The organism is Enterobacter cloacae complex sp. GYL001 (genome assembly GCF_049237125.1).
Classification (GTDB): Bacteria; Pseudomonadota; Gammaproteobacteria; order Enterobacterales; family Enterobacteriaceae; genus Enterobacter; species Enterobacter hormaechei_C.
Genome location: NZ_JBMKGW010000008.1, coordinates 58,359 through 80,544, shown reverse-complemented (window position 1 = coordinate 80,544; position 22,186 = coordinate 58,359). Strand labels below are relative to the sequence as shown.

The 22,186-nt window shown below is 56.0% G+C and carries 22 protein-coding genes; 8 read left to right on the top strand and 14 right to left on the bottom strand.

Annotation, left to right across the window (positions count from 1 at the left end; all coding sequences use genetic code 11):
* Nucleotides 1-83: 83 nt before the first annotated feature.
* A complete protein-coding gene (locus ACOTWU_RS15230; protein ID WP_015572227.1) occupies nt 84-1,079 on the top strand; it encodes a bile acid:sodium symporter family protein in 996 nt (331 codons plus the stop codon).
* Here ACOTWU_RS15230 and ACOTWU_RS15225 read toward each other — a convergent pair.
* The 3 genes from ACOTWU_RS15225 to zipA all read right to left on the bottom strand — a co-directional run bounded on the left by ACOTWU_RS15225 (nt 1,076) and on the right by zipA (nt 4,372).
* On the bottom strand, nt 1,076-1,291 hold the full coding sequence (locus ACOTWU_RS15225; protein ID WP_104950400.1) for a DUF3820 family protein: 216 nt from the start codon (nt 1,289-1,291) through the stop codon (nt 1,076-1,078). The genes ACOTWU_RS15230 and ACOTWU_RS15225 overlap by 4 nt on opposite strands.
* Nucleotide 1,292: 1 nt before the next feature.
* Nucleotides 1,293-3,308, bottom strand: coding sequence for an NAD-dependent DNA ligase LigA (ligA, locus tag ACOTWU_RS15220; protein ID WP_017383473.1), 2,016 nt, complete (start codon nt 3,306-3,308; stop codon nt 1,293-1,295).
* A 68-nt stretch (nt 3,309-3,376) separates the two neighbouring features.
* Nucleotides 3,377-4,372: a cell division protein ZipA gene (gene zipA, locus ACOTWU_RS15215; protein WP_015572226.1), complete on the bottom strand. Its 996-nt coding sequence runs from the start codon at nt 4,370-4,372 to the stop codon at nt 3,377-3,379.
* 229 nt (nt 4,373-4,601) lie between these two features.
* Here zipA and cysZ point away from each other — a divergent pair, with 229 nt between their 5' ends.
* From cysZ to crr, 5 genes are all read left to right on the top strand, one after another.
* The gene (gene cysZ, locus ACOTWU_RS15210) at nt 4,602-5,363 is read left to right on the top strand and encodes a sulfate transporter CysZ (RefSeq protein ID WP_006811452.1); all 762 of its coding nucleotides are present in this window, start codon (nt 4,602-4,604) and stop codon (nt 5,361-5,363) included.
* Nucleotides 5,364-5,526: 163 nt separating this feature from the next.
* Nucleotides 5,527-6,498 (top strand): cysteine synthase A, encoded by a 972-nt coding sequence (gene cysK / locus ACOTWU_RS15205; RefSeq protein ID WP_006811453.1) that lies wholly within the window; start codon nt 5,527-5,529, stop codon nt 6,496-6,498.
* A gap of 317 nt (nt 6,499-6,815) precedes the next feature.
* Nucleotides 6,816-7,073, top strand: coding sequence for a phosphocarrier protein Hpr (gene ptsH, locus ACOTWU_RS15200; protein WP_000487600.1), 258 nt, complete (start codon nt 6,816-6,818; stop codon nt 7,071-7,073).
* Between the two features lie 45 nt (nt 7,074-7,118).
* Nucleotides 7,119-8,846, top strand: a complete 1,728-nt coding sequence (gene ptsI, locus ACOTWU_RS15195; protein ID WP_006811455.1) for a phosphoenolpyruvate-protein phosphotransferase PtsI — start codon at nt 7,119-7,121, stop codon at nt 8,844-8,846.
* Between the two features lie 40 nt (nt 8,847-8,886).
* Nucleotides 8,887-9,396 (top strand): PTS glucose transporter subunit IIA, encoded by a 510-nt coding sequence (gene crr, locus ACOTWU_RS15190; RefSeq protein WP_003861316.1) that lies wholly within the window; start codon nt 8,887-8,889, stop codon nt 9,394-9,396.
* A gap of 44 nt (nt 9,397-9,440) precedes the next feature.
* Here the strand turns inward: crr and pdxK are convergent, their stop codons facing one another.
* The 10 genes from pdxK to ACOTWU_RS15140 all read right to left on the bottom strand — a co-directional run bounded on the left by pdxK (nt 9,441) and on the right by ACOTWU_RS15140 (nt 17,786).
* Complete coding sequence (pdxK, locus tag ACOTWU_RS15185; protein WP_032649006.1) at nt 9,441-10,277, bottom strand: pyridoxine/pyridoxal/pyridoxamine kinase; 837 nt, start codon at nt 10,275-10,277, stop codon at nt 9,441-9,443.
* Nucleotides 10,278-10,282: 5 nt separating this feature from the next.
* Nucleotides 10,283-11,194, bottom strand: coding sequence for a cysteine synthase CysM (cysM, locus tag ACOTWU_RS15180; protein ID WP_017692967.1), 912 nt, complete (start codon nt 11,192-11,194; stop codon nt 10,283-10,285).
* Nucleotides 11,195-11,312: 118 nt separating this feature from the next.
* Nucleotides 11,313-12,407: a sulfate/thiosulfate ABC transporter ATP-binding protein CysA gene (cysA, locus tag ACOTWU_RS15175; RefSeq protein WP_017692966.1), complete on the bottom strand. Its 1,095-nt coding sequence runs from the start codon at nt 12,405-12,407 to the stop codon at nt 11,313-11,315.
* Entirely contained in the window at nt 12,397-13,272 is an 876-nt protein-coding gene (cysW, locus tag ACOTWU_RS15170) for a sulfate/thiosulfate ABC transporter permease CysW (protein ID WP_003861305.1), read from the bottom strand. The genes cysA and cysW overlap by 11 nt, the downstream gene beginning before the upstream one ends.
* On the bottom strand, nt 13,272-14,105 hold the full coding sequence (gene cysT, locus ACOTWU_RS15165; protein ID WP_017383478.1) for a sulfate/thiosulfate ABC transporter permease CysT: 834 nt from the start codon (nt 14,103-14,105) through the stop codon (nt 13,272-13,274). The genes cysW and cysT overlap by 1 nt, the downstream gene beginning before the upstream one ends.
* Nucleotides 14,105-15,118, bottom strand: a complete 1,014-nt coding sequence (locus ACOTWU_RS15160; protein WP_126498873.1) for a sulfate ABC transporter substrate-binding protein — start codon at nt 15,116-15,118, stop codon at nt 14,105-14,107. Before ACOTWU_RS15160 ends, cysT begins: the two co-directional genes overlap by 1 nt.
* A 176-nt stretch (nt 15,119-15,294) precedes the next feature.
* The gene (locus tag ACOTWU_RS15155) at nt 15,295-16,194 is read right to left on the bottom strand and encodes a Dyp-type peroxidase (RefSeq protein ID WP_017383480.1); all 900 of its coding nucleotides are present in this window, start codon (nt 16,192-16,194) and stop codon (nt 15,295-15,297) included.
* Nucleotides 16,195-16,285: 91 nt separating this feature from the next.
* Complete coding sequence (locus ACOTWU_RS15150) at nt 16,286-16,861, bottom strand: RpoE-regulated lipoprotein (protein ID WP_032102764.1); 576 nt, start codon at nt 16,859-16,861, stop codon at nt 16,286-16,288.
* Nucleotides 16,862-16,924: 63 nt separating this feature from the next.
* Complete coding sequence (locus tag ACOTWU_RS15145; RefSeq protein ID WP_126498874.1) at nt 16,925-17,374, bottom strand: DUF2919 domain-containing protein; 450 nt, start codon at nt 17,372-17,374, stop codon at nt 16,925-16,927.
* Complete coding sequence (locus ACOTWU_RS15140; protein ID WP_003861292.1) at nt 17,361-17,786, bottom strand: GNAT family acetyltransferase; 426 nt, start codon at nt 17,784-17,786, stop codon at nt 17,361-17,363. The genes ACOTWU_RS15145 and ACOTWU_RS15140 overlap by 14 nt, the downstream gene beginning before the upstream one ends.
* Before the next feature lie 212 nt (nt 17,787-17,998).
* Here ACOTWU_RS15140 and amiA point away from each other — a divergent pair, with 212 nt between their 5' ends.
* Both amiA and hemF read left to right on the top strand, forming a co-directional pair.
* Nucleotides 17,999-18,874: an N-acetylmuramoyl-L-alanine amidase AmiA gene (gene amiA / locus ACOTWU_RS15135; protein ID WP_032669416.1), complete on the top strand. Its 876-nt coding sequence runs from the start codon at nt 17,999-18,001 to the stop codon at nt 18,872-18,874.
* A complete protein-coding gene (hemF, locus tag ACOTWU_RS15130; protein ID WP_033487426.1) occupies nt 18,874-19,773 on the top strand; it encodes an oxygen-dependent coproporphyrinogen oxidase in 900 nt (299 codons plus the stop codon). Before amiA ends, hemF begins: the two co-directional genes overlap by 1 nt.
* A gap of 79 nt (nt 19,774-19,852) precedes the next feature.
* Here hemF and maeB read toward each other — a convergent pair whose 3' ends face one another.
* The gene (maeB, locus tag ACOTWU_RS15125) at nt 19,853-22,132 is read right to left on the bottom strand and encodes an NADP-dependent oxaloacetate-decarboxylating malate dehydrogenase (protein ID WP_126498875.1); all 2,280 of its coding nucleotides are present in this window, start codon (nt 22,130-22,132) and stop codon (nt 19,853-19,855) included.
* Nucleotides 22,133-22,186: the final 54 nt, after the last annotated feature.

Here is a 22,186-nt window from a genome sequence, read left to right as displayed (position 1 = left end):
AATTCATGAATGGATGCAATAAATCAATTTTATTTCTCAAAGGGAAGGAAGCACAATAGCGGCATCTGTTTTCAGGAGTGATTATGAAACTTTTTCGTATCCTTGATCCGTTTACGCTGACCCTGATTGGTGTCGTCTTGCTGGCCTCGTTCTTCCCGGCGCGGGGCAGTTTCGTTCCGGTTATTGAAGGACTGACCACGGCAGCCATTGCCCTGCTGTTCTTTATGCATGGCGCCAAACTCTCCCGGGAAGCCATTATTGCAGGCGGTAGCCACTGGCGACTACACCTGTGGGTAATGTGCAGCACCTTTATCCTCTTCCCGGTTTTGGGCGTGCTGTTCGCCTGGTGGGCGCCGGTGAATGTCGATCCGGCGCTGTATACCGGTTTCCTTTATCTGTGCATTTTGCCGGCCACCGTGCAGTCCGCTATTGCCTTTACCTCGCTGGCGGGCGGTAACGTCGCGGCGGCGGTTTGTTCTGCTTCCGCTTCCAGCCTGCTGGGGATCTTTGTTTCACCGCTGCTGGTCGGTCTGCTGATGAATATGCACGGGGCGGAAGGTAATCTGGAGCAGGTGGGTAAAATTTGTCTGCAACTGCTGCTGCCGTTTGTGCTCGGACACTTATCCCGTCCCTGGATTGGGGCGTTTGTGGCAAAACATAAAAAATGGATCGGGAAAACGGACCAAAGCTCAATTCTGCTGGTGGTTTACACGGCCTTCAGCGAAGCCGTGGTGAACGGCATCTGGCACAGGGTGGGCGCTGGATCGCTGCTGTTTATTGTGGTGGTAAGCATCGTTTTGCTGGCCATTGTCATCGCGGTTAACGTCTTTGTAGCCCGCAAATGCGGCTTCAATAAGGCCGATGAAATCACCATTGTATTTTGCGGATCGAAAAAGAGCCTGGCCAACGGGATCCCAATGGCCAATATTCTGTTCCCGACGTCCGTCATTGGGATGATGGTGTTGCCGCTGATGATTTTCCATCAGATCCAGCTGATGGTGTGCGCGGTACTGGCGCGGCGGTACAAGGCGCAGACTGAAAAGCTGGCGCAGGAAGAGACCCGCGCCGCGAAAGTTTAAGGACGTTTCAGGGGCTGAACCAGCTGGGTCAGCCCCTCTGTTTTGATCAGTAACGTGATAGCCATCAGCTCGCCCAGACGCCCGGCGGGGAACTCATCCTTACGGGCAAACCACAGCAGATACTCTTCCGGTAAATCAATCAGCCTGCGACCCTTATATTTACCGAACGGCATCTCCGTATTGGCGATCTCAATGAGCTGCTCTTTTTCCACGTCACTCTCCTAACAGGCGCATCATTTCCGCTTCGTCGATTACCTCGATGCCAAGCTCCTGCGCTTTTGCCAGCTTCGAACCGGCCGCTTCCCCGGCAATCACCAGGTCGGTTTTCTTCGATACGCTGCCCGCCACTTTTGCCCCCAACGCCACCAGGCGCGCTTTCGCGTCATCGCGCGAGAGCTGGCTCAGGCTGCCGGTCAGCACCACCGTTTTACCGGCAAACGGGCTGTCGATCTCTTCGGCATTAACCACTACCGGTGCAGGCCAGTGAATGCCCTGTTCCAGTAATTTACCGATCACTTCACGGTTGCTCTCTTCGGCGAAGAAGTTGAAAACGTGGGTAGCGACCACAATGCCGACATCAGGGACTTTCTGTAGCTCGTCGATGGTGGCTTTCTCCAGCGCGTCCAGCGTGCCGAAATACGCCGCCAGCCCTGCCGCTGTCGCCTCTCCGACTTCACGAATGCCAAGCGCGTAAAGGAAACGGGCAAAGGTGGTGTTTTTGGCCGCCTCGAGCGCGTTAACGATGTTCTGGGCAGATTTTGGCCCCATACGATCAAGACCGGTCAGCTTACCTGCCGTCAGGGTAAAGAGGTCCGCTGGCGTATGGACGTACTCTTTCTCAACTAACTGGTCGATAATCTTGTCACCCATTCCGTCGACGTCCATCGCCCGGCGGGAGACAAAGTGCTTCAGGGACTCTTTACGCTGCGCGCCGCAGATTAACCCGCCCGTACAGCGCGTTACCGCTTCACCTTCCACGCGCTCAACGTCCGAACCACATACCGGACAGTGGGCTGGAAACTCGATGGCACGGGTATCGGCAGGACGTTCAGACTCCACAACGTTAACCACCTGTGGGATCACGTCGCCCGCGCGGCGAATCACCACTTTGTCACCAATGCGCAGGCCCAGGCGGGCAATTTCATCGGCGTTATGCAGCGTGGCGTTACTTACCAGCACGCCAGCCACCTGCACAGGCTCCAGACGCGCCACAGGCGTAATCGCCCCCGTACGCCCTACCTGAAACTCCACGTCGCGAACGAAGGTCATCTGCTCCTGCGCCGGGAACTTAAAGGCTACCGCCCAGCGCGGCGCACGGGCCACAAATCCTAACTGTTCCTGCAACGCCAGCGAGTTAACCTTGATCACCACGCCATCAATATCAAACCCGAGCGTGGGACGATCCTCTTCAACCTTGTGATAGAACGCCAGCACCGCCTCCGGAGAGTCGCAGAGCTGCACGCGGTTGCTAACCGGTAACCCCCACTCTTTGAACTGCATTAAACGACCCAGGTGAGTATCTGGCAGGTCACCGCCTTCCAGGATCCCGACGCCGTAGCAGAAGAAAGTAAGCGGTCGCTTCGCGGTGATTCGTGGATCGAGCTGACGCAGCGAACCTGCCGCCGCGTTACGCGGGTTTGCAAACACTTTCCCACCGGTACGACGCGCTTCTTCGTTGATCTTCTCGAAGCCCGCCTGCGGAAGGAACACTTCCCCGCGCACTTCCAGCCGGGCGGGAATGTTATCGCCACGCAGTTTCAGCGGGATCGCACGAATAGTGCGCACATTAGTGGTGATGTCTTCCCCGGTAGTGCCGTCGCCGCGCGTTGCGGCACGCACCATCACGCCGTTCTCATAAAGAATGCTAACGGCCAGACCATCCAGCTTTAGCTCGCAGCACCAGCTCAGATTGTCGATGCTCTTCAGGCGATCCTGCACACGCTTGTTGAAAGCCAGAAAACTCTCTTCATCAAACACGTTATCCAGCGACAGCATCGGCACTTCATGGCGCACCTGGCTGAAAGCGCCCAGCGGTTCCGCGCCGACGCGCTGCGTTGGGGAATCGGGCGTAATCAGTTCGGGGTGCTGCGCTTCCAGCTCGCGCAGTTCACGCATCAGGCGGTCATATTCCGCATCCGGCACTTCCGGTGCGTCCATAACATGATAGAGATATTCATGATGGCGAAGCGTGGTTCGCAGTTCAGTAAGTTGTTGTTCGATTGAGTCCATATCGCACCATCAATGAGAAAAACCCCCGACAGGCGGGGGTTGAGGAGGAGGTGAAGTTAACGCGACGATTACGCGTTCGCTTCCTTAACTTCGCGGATGCGGTCCTGATACTCGCGCAGTTTCTGCGGCGTCATCATTCGACGCTGATCGTCGAGCACCACACCGCCCACTTCGTCGGCGATGTGCTGAGCGGACTGTAGCATCAGCTTAAAGTTTTGCAGCTCGTCACCGTAGGACGGCACCTGCATAAAGATCGTAACCCCCGGCGTGACGAAATCACCGGTCATTTCCGGGTCAAACGTGCCTGGATTGACCATATTGGCCAGGCTAAACAGCGCCGGACCGCTACCGTCAGGACTCAGGTGGCGATGGAAAATATTCATGTCGCCGAACTTGAAGCCTGCCTGTTGGATGCTGTTAAGCAGCACGTCACCGTTCAGATGGGTGCCATGATGAGCAGCCACGTTCATGATGATCACCGCTTCTTTACGCTGCGGCTTTTCAACAACCGGTTCTGGCTCTGCGACCGGCTCTGGCTCAACGCGCGGAGCGGGCTGTGGCGCAGGCGGTTCAGGCTGCGGCTGCGGTTGTTGTACCGGCTGCGGCTGCTGAACAGGCTGTGGCTGATGCACTGGCTGTGCCGGCTGTTGCACAGGTTGCGGCTGTACAGGCTGTGGCGCAACGGGCTGCTGTTGCACAGGCTGCTGCGGCGGATGACGAACAGGTTCTTCCACTGGCGGCGGCGCTGGCTGGCGCGGCTGGGCAGAGGCATACGGTGGTTGATACTGGTGCTGCGGAGCGCGGGGGGCTTCATGCTCTCCATGCGCTGCGCCGGGCGCAGTATTGACCCGATGAACACGAACTTCACCCACGCCGTCGTCGTCAGGACCGTCGATGTCGTCTTCAACGTCATCGTCGTCACGACTGGACTTCATGCGCTTCAGTGGACGATCGCGAAACATAGAGGAACGCTCTTTACGGCTGGTCCAGAAACCATGTACCAGTAAAGCGATTATGGCGATCGCGCCAACAATGATTAATATCAGACGCAAATCCTGCATCATTATATTCTCTGTTGTTCTAACACCTTGCCACCACGGCAAACATTTACTCACTAAGAGTATTTGCCGTTTACGTCAAGTGCAAGTGTATGCAGAGCATTCACAGCATAAAGATGAACTAAATCGTGCTTTTTGCTGGTTTTTCGAACATTTCCGAACTGGTCATTGGCCCGTAACTGGATAATATAGGCGGGCAATTCCACTGGTTGTGTAAAAAGGAGTACAGCCTGGTATGGTTTCAACATCTTCTTCTGCCCCACGCAGCGGGGTCTGGTACTTTTCTCAGGGCTGGAAACTGGTCTCCCTGCCGGGCATTCGACGCTTCGTTATTTTGCCGTTACTGATCAACATTATTCTGATGGGCGGGGCCTTCTGGTGGCTGTTCACCAGACTGGAAAGCTGGATCCCTTCCCTGATGAGCTATGTGCCGGACTGGTTACAGTGGCTAGACTACCTGCTCTGGCCGATTGCGGTTATCTCCGTGCTGCTGGTTTTCGGCTATTTCTTTTCGACGATAGCAAACTGGATAGCCGCGCCGTTCAACGGTCTGCTGGCCGAACAGCTGGAAGCGCGCCTGACCGGTGCGACGCCACCTGACACGGGCGTACTGGGGATCGTGAAAGATCTCCCCCGCATCATGAAGCGTGAATGGCAGAAGTTCGCCTGGTACCTGCCGCGGGCGATTGTGCTGCTTATTCTTTATTTTGTACCCGGGATTGGCCAGACGGTCGCACCCGTGCTGTGGTTCTTGTTCAGCGCCTGGATGCTCGCTATCCAGTACTGTGATTATCCGTTCGATAACCACAAAGTGCCGTTTAAAGAGATGCGCACTGCCCTGCGCACTCAGAAGGTTGCCAACATGCAGTTTGGCGCGCTGACCAGCCTGTTCACCATGATCCCTTTCCTGAATTTGTTCATCATGCCCGTTGCCGTTTGCGGCGCGACGGCGATGTGGGTGGACTGCTACCGTGCTAAGCACGCGTTATGGAAGTAATGCAAAAATGTGTAAAAGAGGGGTGGCTTATGCCGCCCCTTATTCCATACTGATCCCCATTATTTCCTTGCAGCATATAGATATGCGATTTCCTTACTTCCCCATACCTGTTCAACAGGTATGCTGGGTCGGTATCCCAATTTCATACAGTTAAGGACAGGCCATGAGTAAGATTTATGAAGACAACTCGCTGACTATCGGTCATACGCCCCTGGTTCGACTGAACCGTATCGGTAATGGACGCATTCTGGCGAAGGTCGAATCTCGTAACCCAAGCTTCAGCGTTAAATGCCGTATCGGTGCGAATATGATTTGGGATGCTGAAAAGCGTGGCGTGCTGAAACCTGGCGTTGAGCTGGTTGAACCCACCAGCGGCAATACCGGTATCGCTCTGGCCTATGTTGCGGCGGCGCGTGGCTATAAGCTGACGCTGACTATGCCTGAAACCATGAGCATTGAGCGTCGTAAGCTGCTGAAAGCGCTGGGTGCGAACCTGGTCCTGACCGAAGGCGCAAAAGGCATGAAGGGCGCGATTCAGAAGGCCGAAGAAATTGTTGCCAGCGATCCGGCAAAGTATCTGCTGCTCCAGCAGTTCAGCAACCCGGCCAACCCGGAAATTCATGAGAAAACCACCGGCCCGGAAATCTGGGAAGATACCGACGGTCAGGTTGATGTGTTTATCTCCGGCGTAGGCACCGGCGGTACGCTGACCGGTGTGTCTCGCTATATTAAAGGCACGAAAGGTAAAAAAGATCTGATTACCGTTGCCGTTGAGCCAACCGACTCACCGGTTATCGCTCAGGCGCTGGCAGGCGAAGAGATCAAACCTGGCCCTCACAAAATCCAGGGTATCGGCGCTGGCTTTATTCCAGGCAACCTGGATCTGAAGCTGATCGATAAAGTCGTCGCCATTACCAATGAAGAAGCCATCTCCACGGCGCGTCGCCTGATGGACGAGGAAGGCATTCTGGCGGGTATCTCTTCCGGTGCGGCGGTTGCGGCAGCCCTCAAACTGCTGGAAGATGAAACCTTTACCAATAAGAACATTGTGGTTATCCTACCGTCTTCGGGTGAGCGTTACTTAAGCACAGCACTGTTCGCCGATCTCTTCACAGAGAAAGAACTGCAACAGTGATGCCAGCATGTTAAAAACGCGTAAAAAAGCACCTTTTCAGGTGCTTTTTTGTGGCCTGCTTCAAAGTTTTACCCCTCCTGGCATTGCTTCACCCCGTTGGGTCTGGTATTTAAACCAGCAATTATTTTGATGCGCGAAATTAATCGGTGAACGAAATAGCGCTGCTGAATCGATTTTATGATTTGGTTCAAGTCTTGCTTTCACTGCATAATGTTTAATGACGATTGAAACGTCAGCGCTAACTATACAGGCTAAAGTTAAGTCGCCAGGCTAGACTTTAGTTCCACAACACTAAACCTATAAGTTGGGGAAATACAATGTTCCAGCAAGAAGTTACCATTACCGCTCCGAACGGTCTGCACACCCGCCCTGCTGCTCAGTTTGTTAAAGAAGCGAAAGGCTTCACTTCTGAAATCACTGTGACTTCCAACGGCAAAAGCGCTAGCGCAAAAAGCCTGTTCAAGCTGCAAACTCTGGGCCTGACTCAGGGTACCGTTGTTACCATCTCCGCTGAAGGTGAAGACGAGCAGAAAGCAGTTGAGCATCTGGTTAAGCTGATGGCTGAACTCGAGTAAGTTTACCGGGTTCTTTTCAATATCAGTCACAAGTAAGGTAGGGTTATGATTTCAGGCATTTTAGCATCCCCGGGTATCGCTTTCGGCAAAGCATTGCTGCTGAAAGAAGACGAAATCGTCATTGACCGGAAAAAAATTTCTGCCGACAAGGTTGATCAGGAAGTTGAACGTTTTCTGAGCGGTCGTGCCAAGGCATCTGCGCAACTGGAAGCGATTAAAACTAAAGCTGGCGAAACTTTCGGTGAAGAAAAAGAAGCCATCTTCGAAGGGCACATTATGCTGCTCGAAGATGAGGAGCTGGAGCAGGAAATCATAGCCCTGATTAAAGATAAAGGCATGACGGCCGACGCGGCTGCGCATGAAGTTATCGAAGGTCAGGCATCTGCCCTGGAAGAGCTGGACGATGAATACCTGAAAGAACGTGCGGCTGACGTACGTGACATCGGTAAGCGCCTGCTGCGCAACATCCTGGGTCTGGCCATCATCGATCTGAGCGCGATTCAGGACGAAGTCATCCTGGTTGCCGCTGACCTGACGCCGTCTGAAACCGCACAGCTGAACCTGAACAAGGTGCTGGGTTTCATTACTGATGCAGGTGGACGTACCTCCCACACCTCAATCATGGCGCGTTCTCTGGAGCTGCCAGCCATTGTGGGTACCGGTAGCGTTACCTCCCAGGTTAAAAACGACGACTATCTGATTCTGGATGCCGTAAACAATGTGGTTTACGTCAACCCAACTAACGATGTGATCGAGCAGCTGCGTTCCGTTCAGGAGCAGGTTGCTACCGAGAAAGCGGAACTCGCTAAACTGAAAGATCTGCCAGCTATCACGCTGGACGGCCATCAGGTTGAAGTGTGCGCTAACATCGGTACCGTACGTGACGTTGACGGCGCTGAGCGCAACGGCGCGGAAGGTGTAGGTCTGTATCGTACTGAATTCCTGTTCATGGATCGCGACGCTCTGCCAACGGAAGAAGAGCAGTTTGCAGCGTACAAAGCGGTTGCGGAAGCGTGCGGCTCGCAGGCTGTAATCGTCCGTACTATGGACATCGGTGGCGACAAAGAGCTGCCGTACATGAACTTCCCGAAAGAAGAGAACCCGTTCCTGGGCTGGCGTGCCGTGCGTATCGCCATGGATCGCAAAGAGATCCTGCGTGACCAGGTTCGCGCTATTCTGCGTGCCTCCGCTTTCGGTAAACTGCGCATCATGTTCCCGATGATCATTTCTGTTGAAGAAGTGCGTGCACTGAAGAAAGAGATCGAAATCTACAAACAGGAACTGCGCGACGAAGGTAAAGCATTTGACGAATCCATTGAGATCGGCGTGATGGTGGAAACACCGGCAGCCGCGACCATTGCGCGTCATTTAGCCAAAGAAGTTGATTTCTTTAGTATCGGTACCAATGATTTAACGCAGTACACCCTGGCAGTTGACCGTGGTAATGATATGATTTCACATCTCTACCAGCCAATGTCACCGTCCGTACTGAATTTGATCAAGCAAGTTATTGATGCTTCTCATGCAGAAGGTAAATGGACTGGCATGTGTGGTGAGCTTGCAGGCGACGAACGTGCTACACTTCTGTTGCTGGGTATGGGTCTGGACGAATTCTCTATGAGCGCCATTTCCATCCCGCGCATTAAGAAGATTATCCGTAACACGAACTTCGAAGATGCGAAGGTGTTAGCAGAGCAGGCTCTTGCTCAACCGACAACGGACGAGTTAATGACGCTGGTTAACAAGTTCATTGAAGAAAAAACAATCTGCTAATCCACGAGATGCGGCCCAATTTACTGCTTAGGAGAAGATCATGGGTTTGTTCGATAAACTGAAATCTCTGGTTTCTGATGACAAGAAAGACTCCGGAACTATTGAGATTGTTGCTCCGCTCTCCGGCGAGATCGTCAACATCGAAGACGTGCCGGATGTAGTGTTTGCTGAGAAAATCGTTGGTGATGGCATTGCTATCAAACCAACTGGCAACAAAATGGTTGCTCCAGTTGACGGCACCATCGGTAAAATTTTTGAAACCAACCATGCGTTCTCTATCGAATCCGATAGCGGTATCGAACTGTTCGTTCACTTCGGTATCGACACCGTTGAACTGAAAGGCGAAGGCTTCAAACGTATCGCGGAAGAAGGCCAGCGTGTTAAAGTTGGCGACCCGGTAATTGAATTCGATCTGCCGCTGCTGGAAGAAAAAGCGAAGTCTACCCTGACTCCGGTTGTTATCTCCAACATGGACGAAATCAAAGAACTGATCAAACTGTCTGGCAGCGTCACCGTGGGTGAAACCCCGGTTATCCGCATCAAGAAGTAATTCTTGCCGCACAGAAAAATGGCGCCTTCGGGCGCCATTTTTGTTTATGCCGGCAGAATAAGCTCGTCATAGCCTTTCGACTGCGTGTAGATCATAACGTCAGTCACCCGATCGCCCGCCATGCGAATGGCATCGGCAACGGTCTTCCCTCCCACAATGCCGCTGACCAGCTCTGAACAGAACAGATCGCCCGTTCCTTTCAGATCCGTCTCTACGCGCGGGTGCGCGCTTACGGTAACACCTTCTTCGCTCACCAGCACGACGTGGATATTCTGCGGATCGTCAGCCACTGGCGCGCTGGTGATCGCCACCCATTTCAGCGTGTCGGACAGCAGCCCCTGCGCGGCGGCAATGGCGCTCTCCGGCGTACGGCACGGTTTGCCGCTCAGCACTTCCAGTTCATACACGTTGGGCGTAATGCCCTGGGCCAGCGGGAGCAGATGCTCACGGTAGGCTTCAGGAATATCCGGCTTCACGTACATCCCGCTATCGATATCCCCAATTACCGGGTCAACCAGCACCAGCAGATCGGGATGTTGCACTTTGATTGCCTTCAGCCACTTCGCCAGCAGCGCGATCTGGCTGGCGCTGCCCATATAGCCGGTGGTGACCGCTTTAAGCTCGCGCAGGATCTCGCGCTCTTCCAGCGCCTTAAGGTAGCCGCTGAACCACTCGTCCGGGATCACCCCGCCGTAGAAGGTGTCGTAGTGCGGCGTATTGCTGAACAGCACCGTTGGCACGGCGGTAACGTTCAACCGGTGGGTTCGAATATTCGGCACCGCGATGCTGTTTCCCACGCTGCCGTACACCACCTGCGACTGTACGGCGACAATATCGGTTTGCTGCGCCCGGGTGTTATCCCGGAATAAAATCATCTCCATGACGCTTAAATCCCCGCCCCCTGCGAATAACTCTCTTCACCAAAGACGCCGGTAGACAGATAACGGTCGCCGCGATCGCAAATAATCGCTACGACCACCGCCCCCGGCGTGGACTCAGCCACCCGGATCGCACCCGCTACGGCACCGCCAGAGCTGACGCCGCAGAAGATACCTTCACGCACGGCCAGCTCACGCATGGTATTTTCCGCCTCGCGCTGATGAATATCCAGCACCTGGTCCACAAGCTGCGCATTAAAGATGCCCGGCATATACTCCGCCGTCCAGCGGCGGATACCCGGAATGCTGCTCCCCTCTTCCGGTTGCAGGCCGACAATCGTCACCGGCTTCTCCTGTTCGCGCAGAAAGCGTGACACACCGGTGATCGTGCCCGTGGTCCCCATGCTGGAGACAAAGTGGGTGATGCGCCCGTCGGTTTGCTGCCAGATTTCCGGGCCGGTGGTGGTGTAGTGCGCGTACGGGTTGTCCGGGTTGTTGAACTGGTCGAGAAGCTTGCCTTCCCCGCGCTCCGCCATCGCTAACGCTAAATCTCGCGCCCCTTCCATCCCCTGCTCTTTGCTCACCAGAATCAGCTCGGCTCCATAGGCGCGCATGGCGGCCCGGCGCTCCTGGCTCATGTTATCCGGCATCAGCAGCTTCATGCGGTAGCCTTTCAGGGCGGCAATCATTGCCAGCGCGATACCGGTATTTCCGCTGGTGGCCTCAATGAGCACGTCGCATGGCTTAATTTCACCGCGCTTCTCGGCCTGGACAATCATCGACAGTGCCGCCCGGTCTTTCACCGACCCCGCCGGGTTATTGCCTTCGAGTTTGACCCAGATTTCGCTGCCGTTATCAGGCCCCATGCGCTGAAGTTTGACCAGAGGGGTGTTGCCAATGGTGTGTTCGAGTGTATTCACGATTTTTACTCAATAAAAAAGCCGGGTGGCGCTTAGCTTACCCGGCCTACAAGACGCAGTGATAACTGTAGGCCCGGTCAGCGCAGCGCCACCGGGCGATAAACATACTAATAACCTATCAGGCTGACTCCGCCAGAGCAATATCCTCGCGCGTCTCAATGCGCTCGTTGCCATGATAAATGCGCGCGTGTTGCAGCCCGACAAACAGGCGCTCCCCCCGGTACGGCGGCACGTCGTCACGCATAACCACGGTCAACGGCTCGGTGTACCAGCCCAGGGGCTGTACCACTAATTGGGTGTAGTGCCCTTTAGGGCTAGCTTCCAGCACCTGCACCGGAAGCGGTGAATCCAGGCTGGTACGGCGGCTGACGTCCACTTCCCACGGACGCAGGAACAGATCCACCGGCCCCTGATGCGCGGAGGTATACCCCAGCGGCCAGCGGTGCGCGCCAACGTGGAACTGACCGCCGCGAATGGTGCCCTGAAGGCGGTTTACTTCCCCCATAAACTCCAGCACAAAGCGGGTCGCCGGTTCACGCCAGAGCTGCTCTGGCTCGTCAACCTGCTCAATGTTGCCCTGACTCATTACCACCACGCGATCGGCCACTTCCATCGCCTCTTCCTGATCGTGGGTCACGAAAACGCTGGTGAACTGGAGTTCCTCATGCAGCTGACGCAGCCAGCGGCGCAGCTCTTTTCGCACCTGTGCATCCAGCGCGCCAAACGGTTCGTCCAGCAGCAGGATTTGCGGTTCAACGGCTAACGCACGCGCCAGCGCCACGCGCTGCTTCTGCCCGCCGGAAAGTTGAGCCGGGAAGCGGTCCGCCAGATGCGCAAGCTGCACCATCTCCAGCAGTTTGGTCACTTTCGCTTTGATGGCGGCGGCATCTGGACGTTCACGACGCGGCAGCACGGTCAGGCCAAACGCGATGTTGTCGAATACCGTCATGTGGCGGAACAGCGCATAATGCTGAAATACAAAGCCCACTTTACGGTCGCGGGCGTGCAGGCGGCTAACGTCCGTACCGTGGAAGCGAATATGTCCGCTGGTCTGGTGTTCAAGCCCGGCGATAATACGCAGCAGCGTGGTTTTACCGGAGCCAGACGGCCCCAGCAGCGCCACCATTTGTCCGGAAGGGATATCCAGCGAGATATCATTCAGCACCTGGGTGCGACCAAAAGACTTCTTAATATTGGCAATCTCAATGCTCATGATTTCCCTCCTGATGCTGACGTTTTTCCTGATTCTCTAAACGCCACTGCACCACACTCTTCAAAAACAGGGTCAAAATCGCCATCAGCGTCAGCAACGCTGCGGCAGTAAAGGAACCGACGGTGTTGTAGTCCTGTTCCAGTAATTCAATCTGTAACGGCAGCGACAGGGTTTCGCCGCGAATCGAGCCGGATACCACCGACACCGCGCCAAACTCACCGATCGCACGGGCGTTGGTCAGCACCACGCCGTAAAGCAGTGCCCAGCGGATATTCGGCAGCGTGACGCGGCGGAACATCTGCCAGCCGGAAGCGCCGAGCAGCACCGCGGCTTCATCTTCATGGCTGCCCTGGCTGAGCATCACCGGCACCAGCTCGCGCACCACGAACGGACAGGTGACAAAGACGGTCACCAGCACCATCCCCGGCCAGGCGAACATGATTTGCAGGTCGTGTTCATCCAGCCAGCCGCCCAGCGGGCCATTGGAGCCGTAGAAGAGCAGATAAACCAGACCCGCCACCACCGGAGACACCGCAAACGGGATATCCAGCAGGGTCAGCAGCAGCTGACGCCCCGGGAAGTTAAAGCGCGTTACCAGCCAGGCCAGCAATACGCCAAACACCAGATTCACCGGGACGGTGATCAGGGCAATCATCACCGTCAGCCAGATGGCGTGGAGCATGTCCGGATCGGCCAGGTTTTGCAGCGCGGGCATAATCCCTTTGCTGAAGGCCTGCACGAAGATGTACACCATCGGCACGACGAGAATGAATGCGGAGACCAGCACGCCGGTACCAATCAGAAACCATTTGCCCCAGTTGATGCGGGGCGCGTCATAGCGCTTCAATTGCGTAACTTCCGCCATCAGTGACCTACCACACGTCGACCAAAGCGACTTTGCAGAGTGTTAATCGAAAACAGTAGCAGCAGCGACGCGGCAAGGATCACCGAGGCAATCGCGCTCGCGGCCGGATAATCAAACTCCTGCAAACGGACAAAAATCATCAGCGAGGTCACTTCGGTTTTCCACGCGATGTTCCCGGCGATAAAAATGACCGCGCCAAATTCACCGAGGCTGCGGGTAAAGGAAAGCGCCACCCCCGCCAGCAAGGCCGGAGAAAGTTCCGGCAGCACAACCTTACGGAAACTCTGCCAGCGCGTGGCGCCCAGGGTTTCCGCGGCCTCTTCGTATTCGGGGCCTAACTCTTCCAGCACCGGCTGCACGGTACGTACCACAAACGGGATGCTGGTAAAGGCCATCGCCACCGCGATACCGATCCAGGTATAGGTCACTTTAATATCAAACTTCGCCAGCCATTCGCCGTAAAAGCCGTTCACGGAGAACAGCGACGCCAGCGTCAAACCGGCCACCGCCGTCGGCAGGGCAAACGGCAGATCCATCAGGGCGTCGAGCAGCGTGCGGCCCGGGAAGCGATAGCGGGTTAAGATCCATGCCATCAGCAGGCCAAACACGCCGTTAAAAATCGAGGCCACGAACGCAGACAGCAGCGTGACCTTGTAGGCCGCCACCACCTGCGGGTTGGTGACCACTTCCCAGTACTGGGACCAGCTCATCTCAGCGAGCTGCATCACCAGAGCGCTGAGCGGTAACAATAAAATCAGACAGACGAACAGCAGGCTGGTCCCGAGGCTTAAGGTAAAACCCGGCAGCACACGTCTTGTTGATCCTGCAAACATTACTTACGCCCCGCCGCCAGCAATTTGTCTAACTCACCGCCGCTGGCAAAATGCGTTTTCATCACCTCAGGCCAGGCGCCGAAATGATCTTCCACGCGGAACAGCTCGGTCTGCGGGAATTTGTCTTTCAGCTTGTTCATCACGTCCGGATTATTAACGCGGTAGTAATAGTCAGTAATCACCGTCTGCGCCTGCGGGCTGTACAGATAGTTGAGATAGGCTTTTGCCGCTTTCTCAGTGCCGTTGGCTTTGACGTTTTTATCCACCCACGCCACCGGGAACTCGGCCAGAACGTTGGTTTTCGGGACAACCACTTCGAAGCCCTGCGCTTCGTACTGTTTACGAATATTGTTCACTTCGGATTCAAAGCTAATCAGCACGTCGCCCAGCCCGCGCTCGGCGAAAGTGGTGGTTGCGCCCCGGCCGCCGGTATCAAACACTTCGACGTTTTTCAGGAACTGGGTCATAAACTGTTCGGTTTTCGCTTTATCGTTACCGTCAGCTTTGTCCGCCGCGCCCCACGCCGCCAGATAGGTATAACGCGCGTTGCCGGAGGTTTTCGGATTCGGGAAAATCAGCTTGACGTCAGAACGCACCAGGTCGTTCCAGTCGTGAATGTTTTTCGGGTTGCCCTTGCGCACCAGGAAGCCCATGGTGGAGTAGAACGGCGAACTATTGTTCGGCAGGCGGCTTTGCCAGTCCGCCGGGATCAGCTTGCCTTTGTCGTGCAGGATCTGCACGTCCGTGACCTGGTTGTAGGTCACCACATCCGCTTTCAGCCCCTGCAAAATGGCCAACGCCTGCTTGGATGAACCAGCGTGCGACTGTTTGATGGTCAGCTTGTCGCCGTTGTTATCTTTCGCCCACTGCTGTTCAAATGCGGGATTAAGGGCGGCAAACAGCTCGCGTGAAACATCATAAGAACTGTTCAGCAACTCGGTTGCCTGCGCCTGCGCCACCAGCAGTAAACCTGCCAGTGCCAGCGATCCTTTTTTCAGTACAGTAACGGCCATTGCGCACCCTTATAAATGTGATGACTATCTTATAGTCATAATATTTATAACGGAGTCTAAAGGAGTAACGGTTTTATATACCGTTTGGTGATTTAGAAGCAGAAAAGGGAATAAGGGGTGCAGGAGAAATTGCCGGGTGGCGCTAACGCTAACCCGGCCTACGAATGGAGAGCGATTTACAGCGCCAGCAGGCGCTCAACGGACGGCGCAAAGTAGTAGCCGCCGGTCACCGGACGGGTGAAGCGCAGCATGGCGTCACGCTTGCCGTCGGTATCGCCAAACATGCTCAGCAGCTGTTGTTCGATGTTGTAGAGGCGTGCACAGTAAGCGCAGAAGTACAGGCCGTGCGTACCGCTCGCGGTGCCGTACGGCAGGCTCTGGCGAACAATCTTCAGCCCCTTACCGTCTTCTTTAAGGTCAACGCGGGTCAGGTGGGACGTGACCGGACGCGCATCGCCGTCAATCTCTTCATTGGCGTCTTTGGTGCGGCCAATCATCATCTCCTGATCATGCACGCTCATGCGGTTGAGCTGCCTGAGGTTATGCTCCCAGCGCTGGACGAACACGTAGCTGCCGCCCGCGTCCACGCCATCCTTGATTACAGCCACCTCGCGACGCGTCTCTTCCCCGGCCGGGTTTTCGGTGCCGTCGACGAAGCCGCTCAAATCGCGCTCTTCCACCCAGCGGAAACCGTGGATCTCTTCCTGCACGTCGATGCTGTCACCAAAGGCCTCAATCGCTGCCTGAGCGACGGAGAAATTCACGTCATGGCGCAGGGAGAGGATATGAATCAGGACGTCATACTGGGTGGCGGGCGCAAGACCTTTGCCATAAGGAATAAAGTCTTTCAGCTCTTCTGCGCCTTCGCCGCCGCTCAGCTGACGCCAGACGGTATTGCCAAAGGCAACCACCGCGCCCAGATGGGCTTCGGGGAATTTGGCCTGAAAGGTGGCCAGTTTATCAACGAAAATTTTGCTGGCCGCGCGCAGGGCATCCACGTCCCCTTTGACATTGGCTTCAATCCAAATCGCCGCGCGGCAATGTTCTGGCAAAATGCCACTCTGAACCTGAGACATCGCTCCTCCTGAAAAAAGATGCCACGACAGCGTGGCATTGATGGCGGCTATTATACCTGGATTTCAGCGAGGCGGCTTGCTCAGGCGCAAATTACTGCTTCCAGATAATTTTGCTCACTTTCCACTTTTTCAGGGTGTCGTCAGACGGCATTAACCCTTCCGGACCGTTCCAGGCGCCGCTGAATACATAGCTAATGTGCTGGCTGCCGTCGGCCTTACACTCGACCGCCACGCTGTCATCCGACGGCACGCTGGCGCAGTGGCCAAACGCTTTCTGGTAGAGCTCGCCAAACGGCGTACCTACCTTCACGCCACCTGAGGTCGGAATCTCTTCATCCATCACCGCAATGCGGTTGACCGTACCTTTATCGCCGTTGATGACCATCGCCACCTTGTCGTCTTTCAACGCTTCGAAATAGCGCACGATGTTGCCGTTCTCGGTTTTCATGCCGCTGCGCAGGCGATAATCACTGCCGATGGCCTCCTGAATGGCATCCTGATCCAGCGCCGTCGAGGCGGTGATTTTGCCCACGCCCTGCTCGGTCACTTCCGTTGAGGAGCCAAACCAGTTCCACGGATAGGCCGCAGACCAGTTGATGGATGAGAGCGTGGAACAGCCGGTTAACGCCAGCGGGAGAGCGCATAAAAGTAAACGCAGCGATTTCATTGAGACGTCCTTACGTAGTAAATCAACGCTTGTTGGAGTGCAGTATCGGCAAAAAGTGCCGTTTTAATCTGACTCTTGCGTAAAACAGGCGCGTAAACGGGGGTTCGTGACCAGCCACAGCAGCGCGACAATATCCGCCACCACCAGCGCAATCCCGATACCGGAAAGCGGCTCGCCGTACAGCCAGAGCACGGGCTGCCAGACCAGGAGCACAACCTGCGCCAGAATTAACAGCCAGCGAAGCGCGCGCCAGAAGCGCGGGAGGAACTGCCGCCGACCGCTGCACAGGAACGCCAGCACCGCCGGTACACCGGGCAGTAACCCCAGCCAGAATGCATCGTGATCGGGATAAAAAAGATTCAGTAGCGTATCGCCCTGCCCGCGTGACGCGCCAGCTATCACGAACAGCACCCAGGTGCGGGCCTGCAACAGCAGAACGCACCAGAATAAAAAAGGCAGACGCAGACGACCGTGAACATCATAGTCGCCAGGGTGAAACTCAGTACTCTTCATCTTCGATCAGGCGCTTACCCAGCGTCAGTACATCCGCGTGCTCGTAGCCCAGACGTTCATACATGCCCAGCACCACGTCGTTATCTTCCCGCACCATAATCTGGATTTTCGGGCAGCCACGGGCGATCAGTTTCTTTTCCAGACGGTTAAGCAGCGCGTTGGCGATGCCGCGCGCGCGATATTCCGGGTGCACGCCCAGATAGTAGGCCGACCCGCGGTGGCCGTCGTACCCGCCCATTACCGTCCCGACCACCTCGCCGTTGACCTCAGCGACCAGAAACAGACTGACGTCGTGATTCACCTTCCGTTCGATGTCCATTTCCGGATCGTTCCACGGACGCAGCAGATCGCAGCGCTCCCAAAGGGTGATCACCTCTTCGAAATCTTCCTGGCGAAAAACGCGTATCTCCATGGTATTAACCGCCTTTTCGGGTTTAAAAACAGTGATTATGGCGTGAACAGGGCATTTAGCCAATAACCGGGGAAAAACTCGCCAAAATTTGGCATAATGTCACTTTGTCACGTATTGAAATGAAAAGTAAAACAATTCTCAATAAGGAATGTCGTCACGCAAAACGCGATACGATATAACACCAGGACCCCAATTTTTACAATTCAGGCCGCATGAGCACATTCAAACCATTAAAAGCACTCACATCGCGTCGTCAGGTTCTCAAAGCGGGGCTGGCGGCCTTAACGTTAACAGGCATCGCAAAGCAGGCTCAGGCAAAAGAAGAGAGCTCGCTTAAAACCAGTAACGGACACAGCAAGCCGAAAACCAAAAAAGCCGGCGCAAAGCGTCTGGTCATGCTCGATCCGGGCCACGGCGGGATCGACACCGGCGCCATTGGCGGAAACGGGTCGAAAGAAAAACACGTCGTGCTGGCAATTGCAAAAAATGTGCGCGCAATTTTACGCAGCAACGGCATTGACGCCCGCCTGACGCGCACGGGCGACACGTTTATCCCGCTGTACGATCGCGTGGAAATTGCCCATAAGCACGGCGCCGACCTGTTTATGTCCATTCACGCGGATGGCTTCACAAACCCTTCCGCCGCAGGCGCATCGGTGTTCGCCCTCTCCAACCGTGGCGCCAGTAGCGCCATGGCGAAATACCTCTCCGATCGCGAAAACCGGGCGGATGAAGTGGCCGGGAAAAAAGCCACCGACAAAGACCATCTGTTGCAGCAGGTTCTGTTTGATCTCGTGCAGACCGATACCATCAAAAACAGCCTGACGCTCGGCTCGCATATCCTTAAACGGATTAAGCCCGTGCACCGTCTGCACAGTAAAAGCACCGAGCAGGCCGCGTTTGTGGTGCTGAAGTCCCCGTCCATTCCGTCCGTGCTGGTTGAAACCTCGTTCATTACCAACCCGGAAGAGGAGCGTTTACTCGGCACCACGGCGTTTCGTCAGAAGATCGCGAACGCTATCGCCTCCGGGGTCATCAGTTATTTCAACTGGTTCGATAATCAAAAAGCGCACTCCAGGAAACGTTGATGAAACCGAATGCACAACTGGTCAAAACTTTCCTGATGCAGTTACAGGACGCGATTTGCCAGAAACTGGCCGCCGCAGACGGCGGTGAATTTCAGGAAGATGCCTGGCAGCGCGAAGCGGGCGGCGGTGGACGCAGCCGCGTGCTGCGTAACGGTGGCATTTTTGAACAGGCCGGGGTCAACTTCTCCCACGTCCACGGTGATGCAATGCCGGCGTCCGCCACGGCGCATCGGCCTGAACTGGCGGGCCGCAGCTTCGAGGCGATGGGCGTCTCGCTGGTGGTGCATCCGCATAACCCGTTTGTGCCAACCAGCCACGCCAACGTGCGCTTTTTCATCGCGGAAAAACCGGGGGCCGATCCGGTCTGGTGGTTTGGCGGCGGTTTCGACTTAACGCCTTACTATGGCTTCGAAGAGGACGCCGTGCACTGGCACACCACCGCGCGCGACCTCTGCCTGCCGTTTGGCGAAGACGTTTACCCGAAATACAAAAAGTGGTGCGATGATTATTTCTATCTGAAGCATCGCGACGAGCAACGCGGCATCGGCGGGCTGTTCTTTGACGATCTCAACACGCCGGATTTTGATACCGCGTTCAGCTTTATGCGCGCAGTGGGTAAAGGCTTTACCGATGCCTATCTGCCGATTGTCGAACGCCGCAAAAACACCGACTACGGCGTTCGCGAGCGTGAGTTCCAGCTGTACCGCCGCGGGCGTTACGTGGAGTTTAACCTGGTATGGGATCGCGGGACGCTGTTTGGCCTGCAAACCGGTGGGCGCACGGAGTCCATTCTGATGTCGATGCCGCCGCTGGTGCGCTGGGAATACAGCTTTGAACCCAAAGAAGGCAGCCCGGAGGCTGCCTTGCGTGAGTTTATTCGGGTTCGGAACTGGGTGTAACTGCCGGATGGCGCTGCGCTTATCCGGCCTACGAGTCCCGTAGGTCGGGTAAGCGAACGCGCCACCCGACACGCAGCGCTTACAGCGGCTGCGTCTGCGCCTCAACCACCGCCAGCGCCACCATGTTGACGATACGACGCACGGAGGCAATCGGCGTTAACACATGTACCGGTTTTGACACCCCCATCAGCACTGGCCCTACGGTCACCCCTTCAGAACTCGACACGCGCAGCAGGTTATAGCTGATACGCGCCGCTTCTACGTTCGGCATAATCAGCACGTTCGCGGAGCCTTTCAGCGGGCTGTCCGGCATACGTTCATTACGAATGCTCTCCACCAGCGCGGCGTCGCCGTGCATCTCGCCGTCGATCATCAGTTCCGGCGCACGCTCGCGCACCAGGTCCAGCGTCTGGCGCATTTTGCACGCCGCCGCGGATTTGGATGACCCGAAGTTAGAATGCGACAGCAGCGCCACTTTCGGCTCGATACCAAAGCGGCGCACGGTTTCCGCCGCCATCACGGTGATTTCCGCCAGTTCGTCCGGGGAAGGATCGTTGTTGACGTAGGTATCGGCGATAAAGGTGTTACCGCTTGGCAGCAGCAGCGCGTTCATTGCGCCGGCAGTATGAACACCCTCGCGATAGCCGAAGATCTCCTGCACCACGCTGAAATGCTCATGGTACTCGCCGATGGTCCCGCAGATCAGCGCATCCGCCTCACCGCGGTGAACCATGATCGCGCCGATCACCGTGGTGTTGCTGATCACCGCCCGCTGCGCCTGCTCCTGGGTGATCCCCCGACGCTTCATAATCGAATAGTATTCGTTCCAGTACTCTTTGAAGCGCGGATCGGATTCGTTATTGACGATCTCAAAGTCGACGCCCGGCTTAATTTGCAGGCCCAGCTTCTGAATACGCATCTCGATCACGCTCGGACGACCAATCAGGATCGGTTTCGCCAGCCCTAAGGTGATCAGCTCCTGCGTGGCGTGCAGCACGCGCGCCTCTTCCCCTTCCGCCAGCACCACGCGCTTCGCGTCAGCGCGCGCCTGGGAGAAGATCGGCTTCATAAACAGGTTGGTTTTGTAGACGAACTCGGTGAGTTTATCGACGTAGGCATCGAAATCTTCAATCGGCCGCGTCGCCACGCCAGAGTCCATCGCCGCTTTGGCCACCGCTGGCGCGATCTTCACGATCAGACGCGGGTCAAATGGTTTAGGGATAATGTAGTCCGGGCCGAAGCTCAGATCCTGATCGCCGTAGGCGGAGGCCACCACTTCGCTCTGCTCGGCGTGCGCCAGCTCTGCGATAGCATGAACGGCGGCAAGCTTCATCTCTTCGTTGATTGCCGTAGCGCCAACGTCCAGCGCACCGCGGAAGATGAACGGGAAGCAGAGCACGTTGTTCACCTGGTTCGGGTAGTCCGAACGTCCGGTACAGATGATCGCGTCTTCACGCACTGCCTTCGCCAGCGGCGGCAGAATTTCCGGCTCCGGGTTCGCCAGGGCCAGGATCATTGGCGCGCGCGCCATCTTCTGCACCATTTCCTGGGTCAGTACTTTCGGGCCTGAACAGCCGAGGAAAATGTCGGCACCTTCAATGACGTCTTCTAGCGTGCGCTTGCCGTCGTCTTCCACCGCATAGGCCGCCTTGGTTTCCGCCATGTTTGGCTCGCGGTCTTTGTAAATCACGCCTTTGGAGTCGCAGACCACGATGTTGTGTTTCTGCATGCCCAGCGCCACCAGCAGGTTCATACAGGCGATGGCCGCGGCGCCAGCGCCGGAGACCACCATGCGCACGTCGGAGAGGTTTTTCTCGACCACGCGCAGGCCGTTCAGAATGGCGGCGGTACTGATAATCGCCGTGCCGTGCTGGTCGTCATGGAACACGGGAATGTTCATACGCTCGCGCAGCTTCTGCTCGATATAGAAACATTCCGGCGCTTTGATGTCTTCCAGGTTGATGCCGCCGAAGGTCGGCTCCAGCGCCGCCACCACGTTGATGAATTTATCCGGGTCCAGTTCGTCCACTTCGATATCAAAGACGTCGATACCGGCAAATTTCTTAAACAGAACGCCCTTCCCTTCCATCACCGGCTTACCGGCCAGCGCGCCAATGTTCCCTAACCCCAGTACCGCCGTACCGTTAGAGATAACGGCCACCAGGTTGCCACGGGCGGTGTATTTGTACGCTGCCAGCGGATCTTTTTCGATTTCAAGGCACGGGGCAGCTACGCCTGGCGAGTAGGCCAGCGCCAGATCGCGCTGGGTCGCCAGCGGTTTGGTCGGGGATACCTGGATTTTACCCGGAACAGGAAACTCGTGAAAATCGAGAGCGCTTTGTTTTAACTGATCATCCATCTTGTTATTCCTTTCACGTTTCGGTCAAAAAGGGTGATGTTGACGTTCCTATGC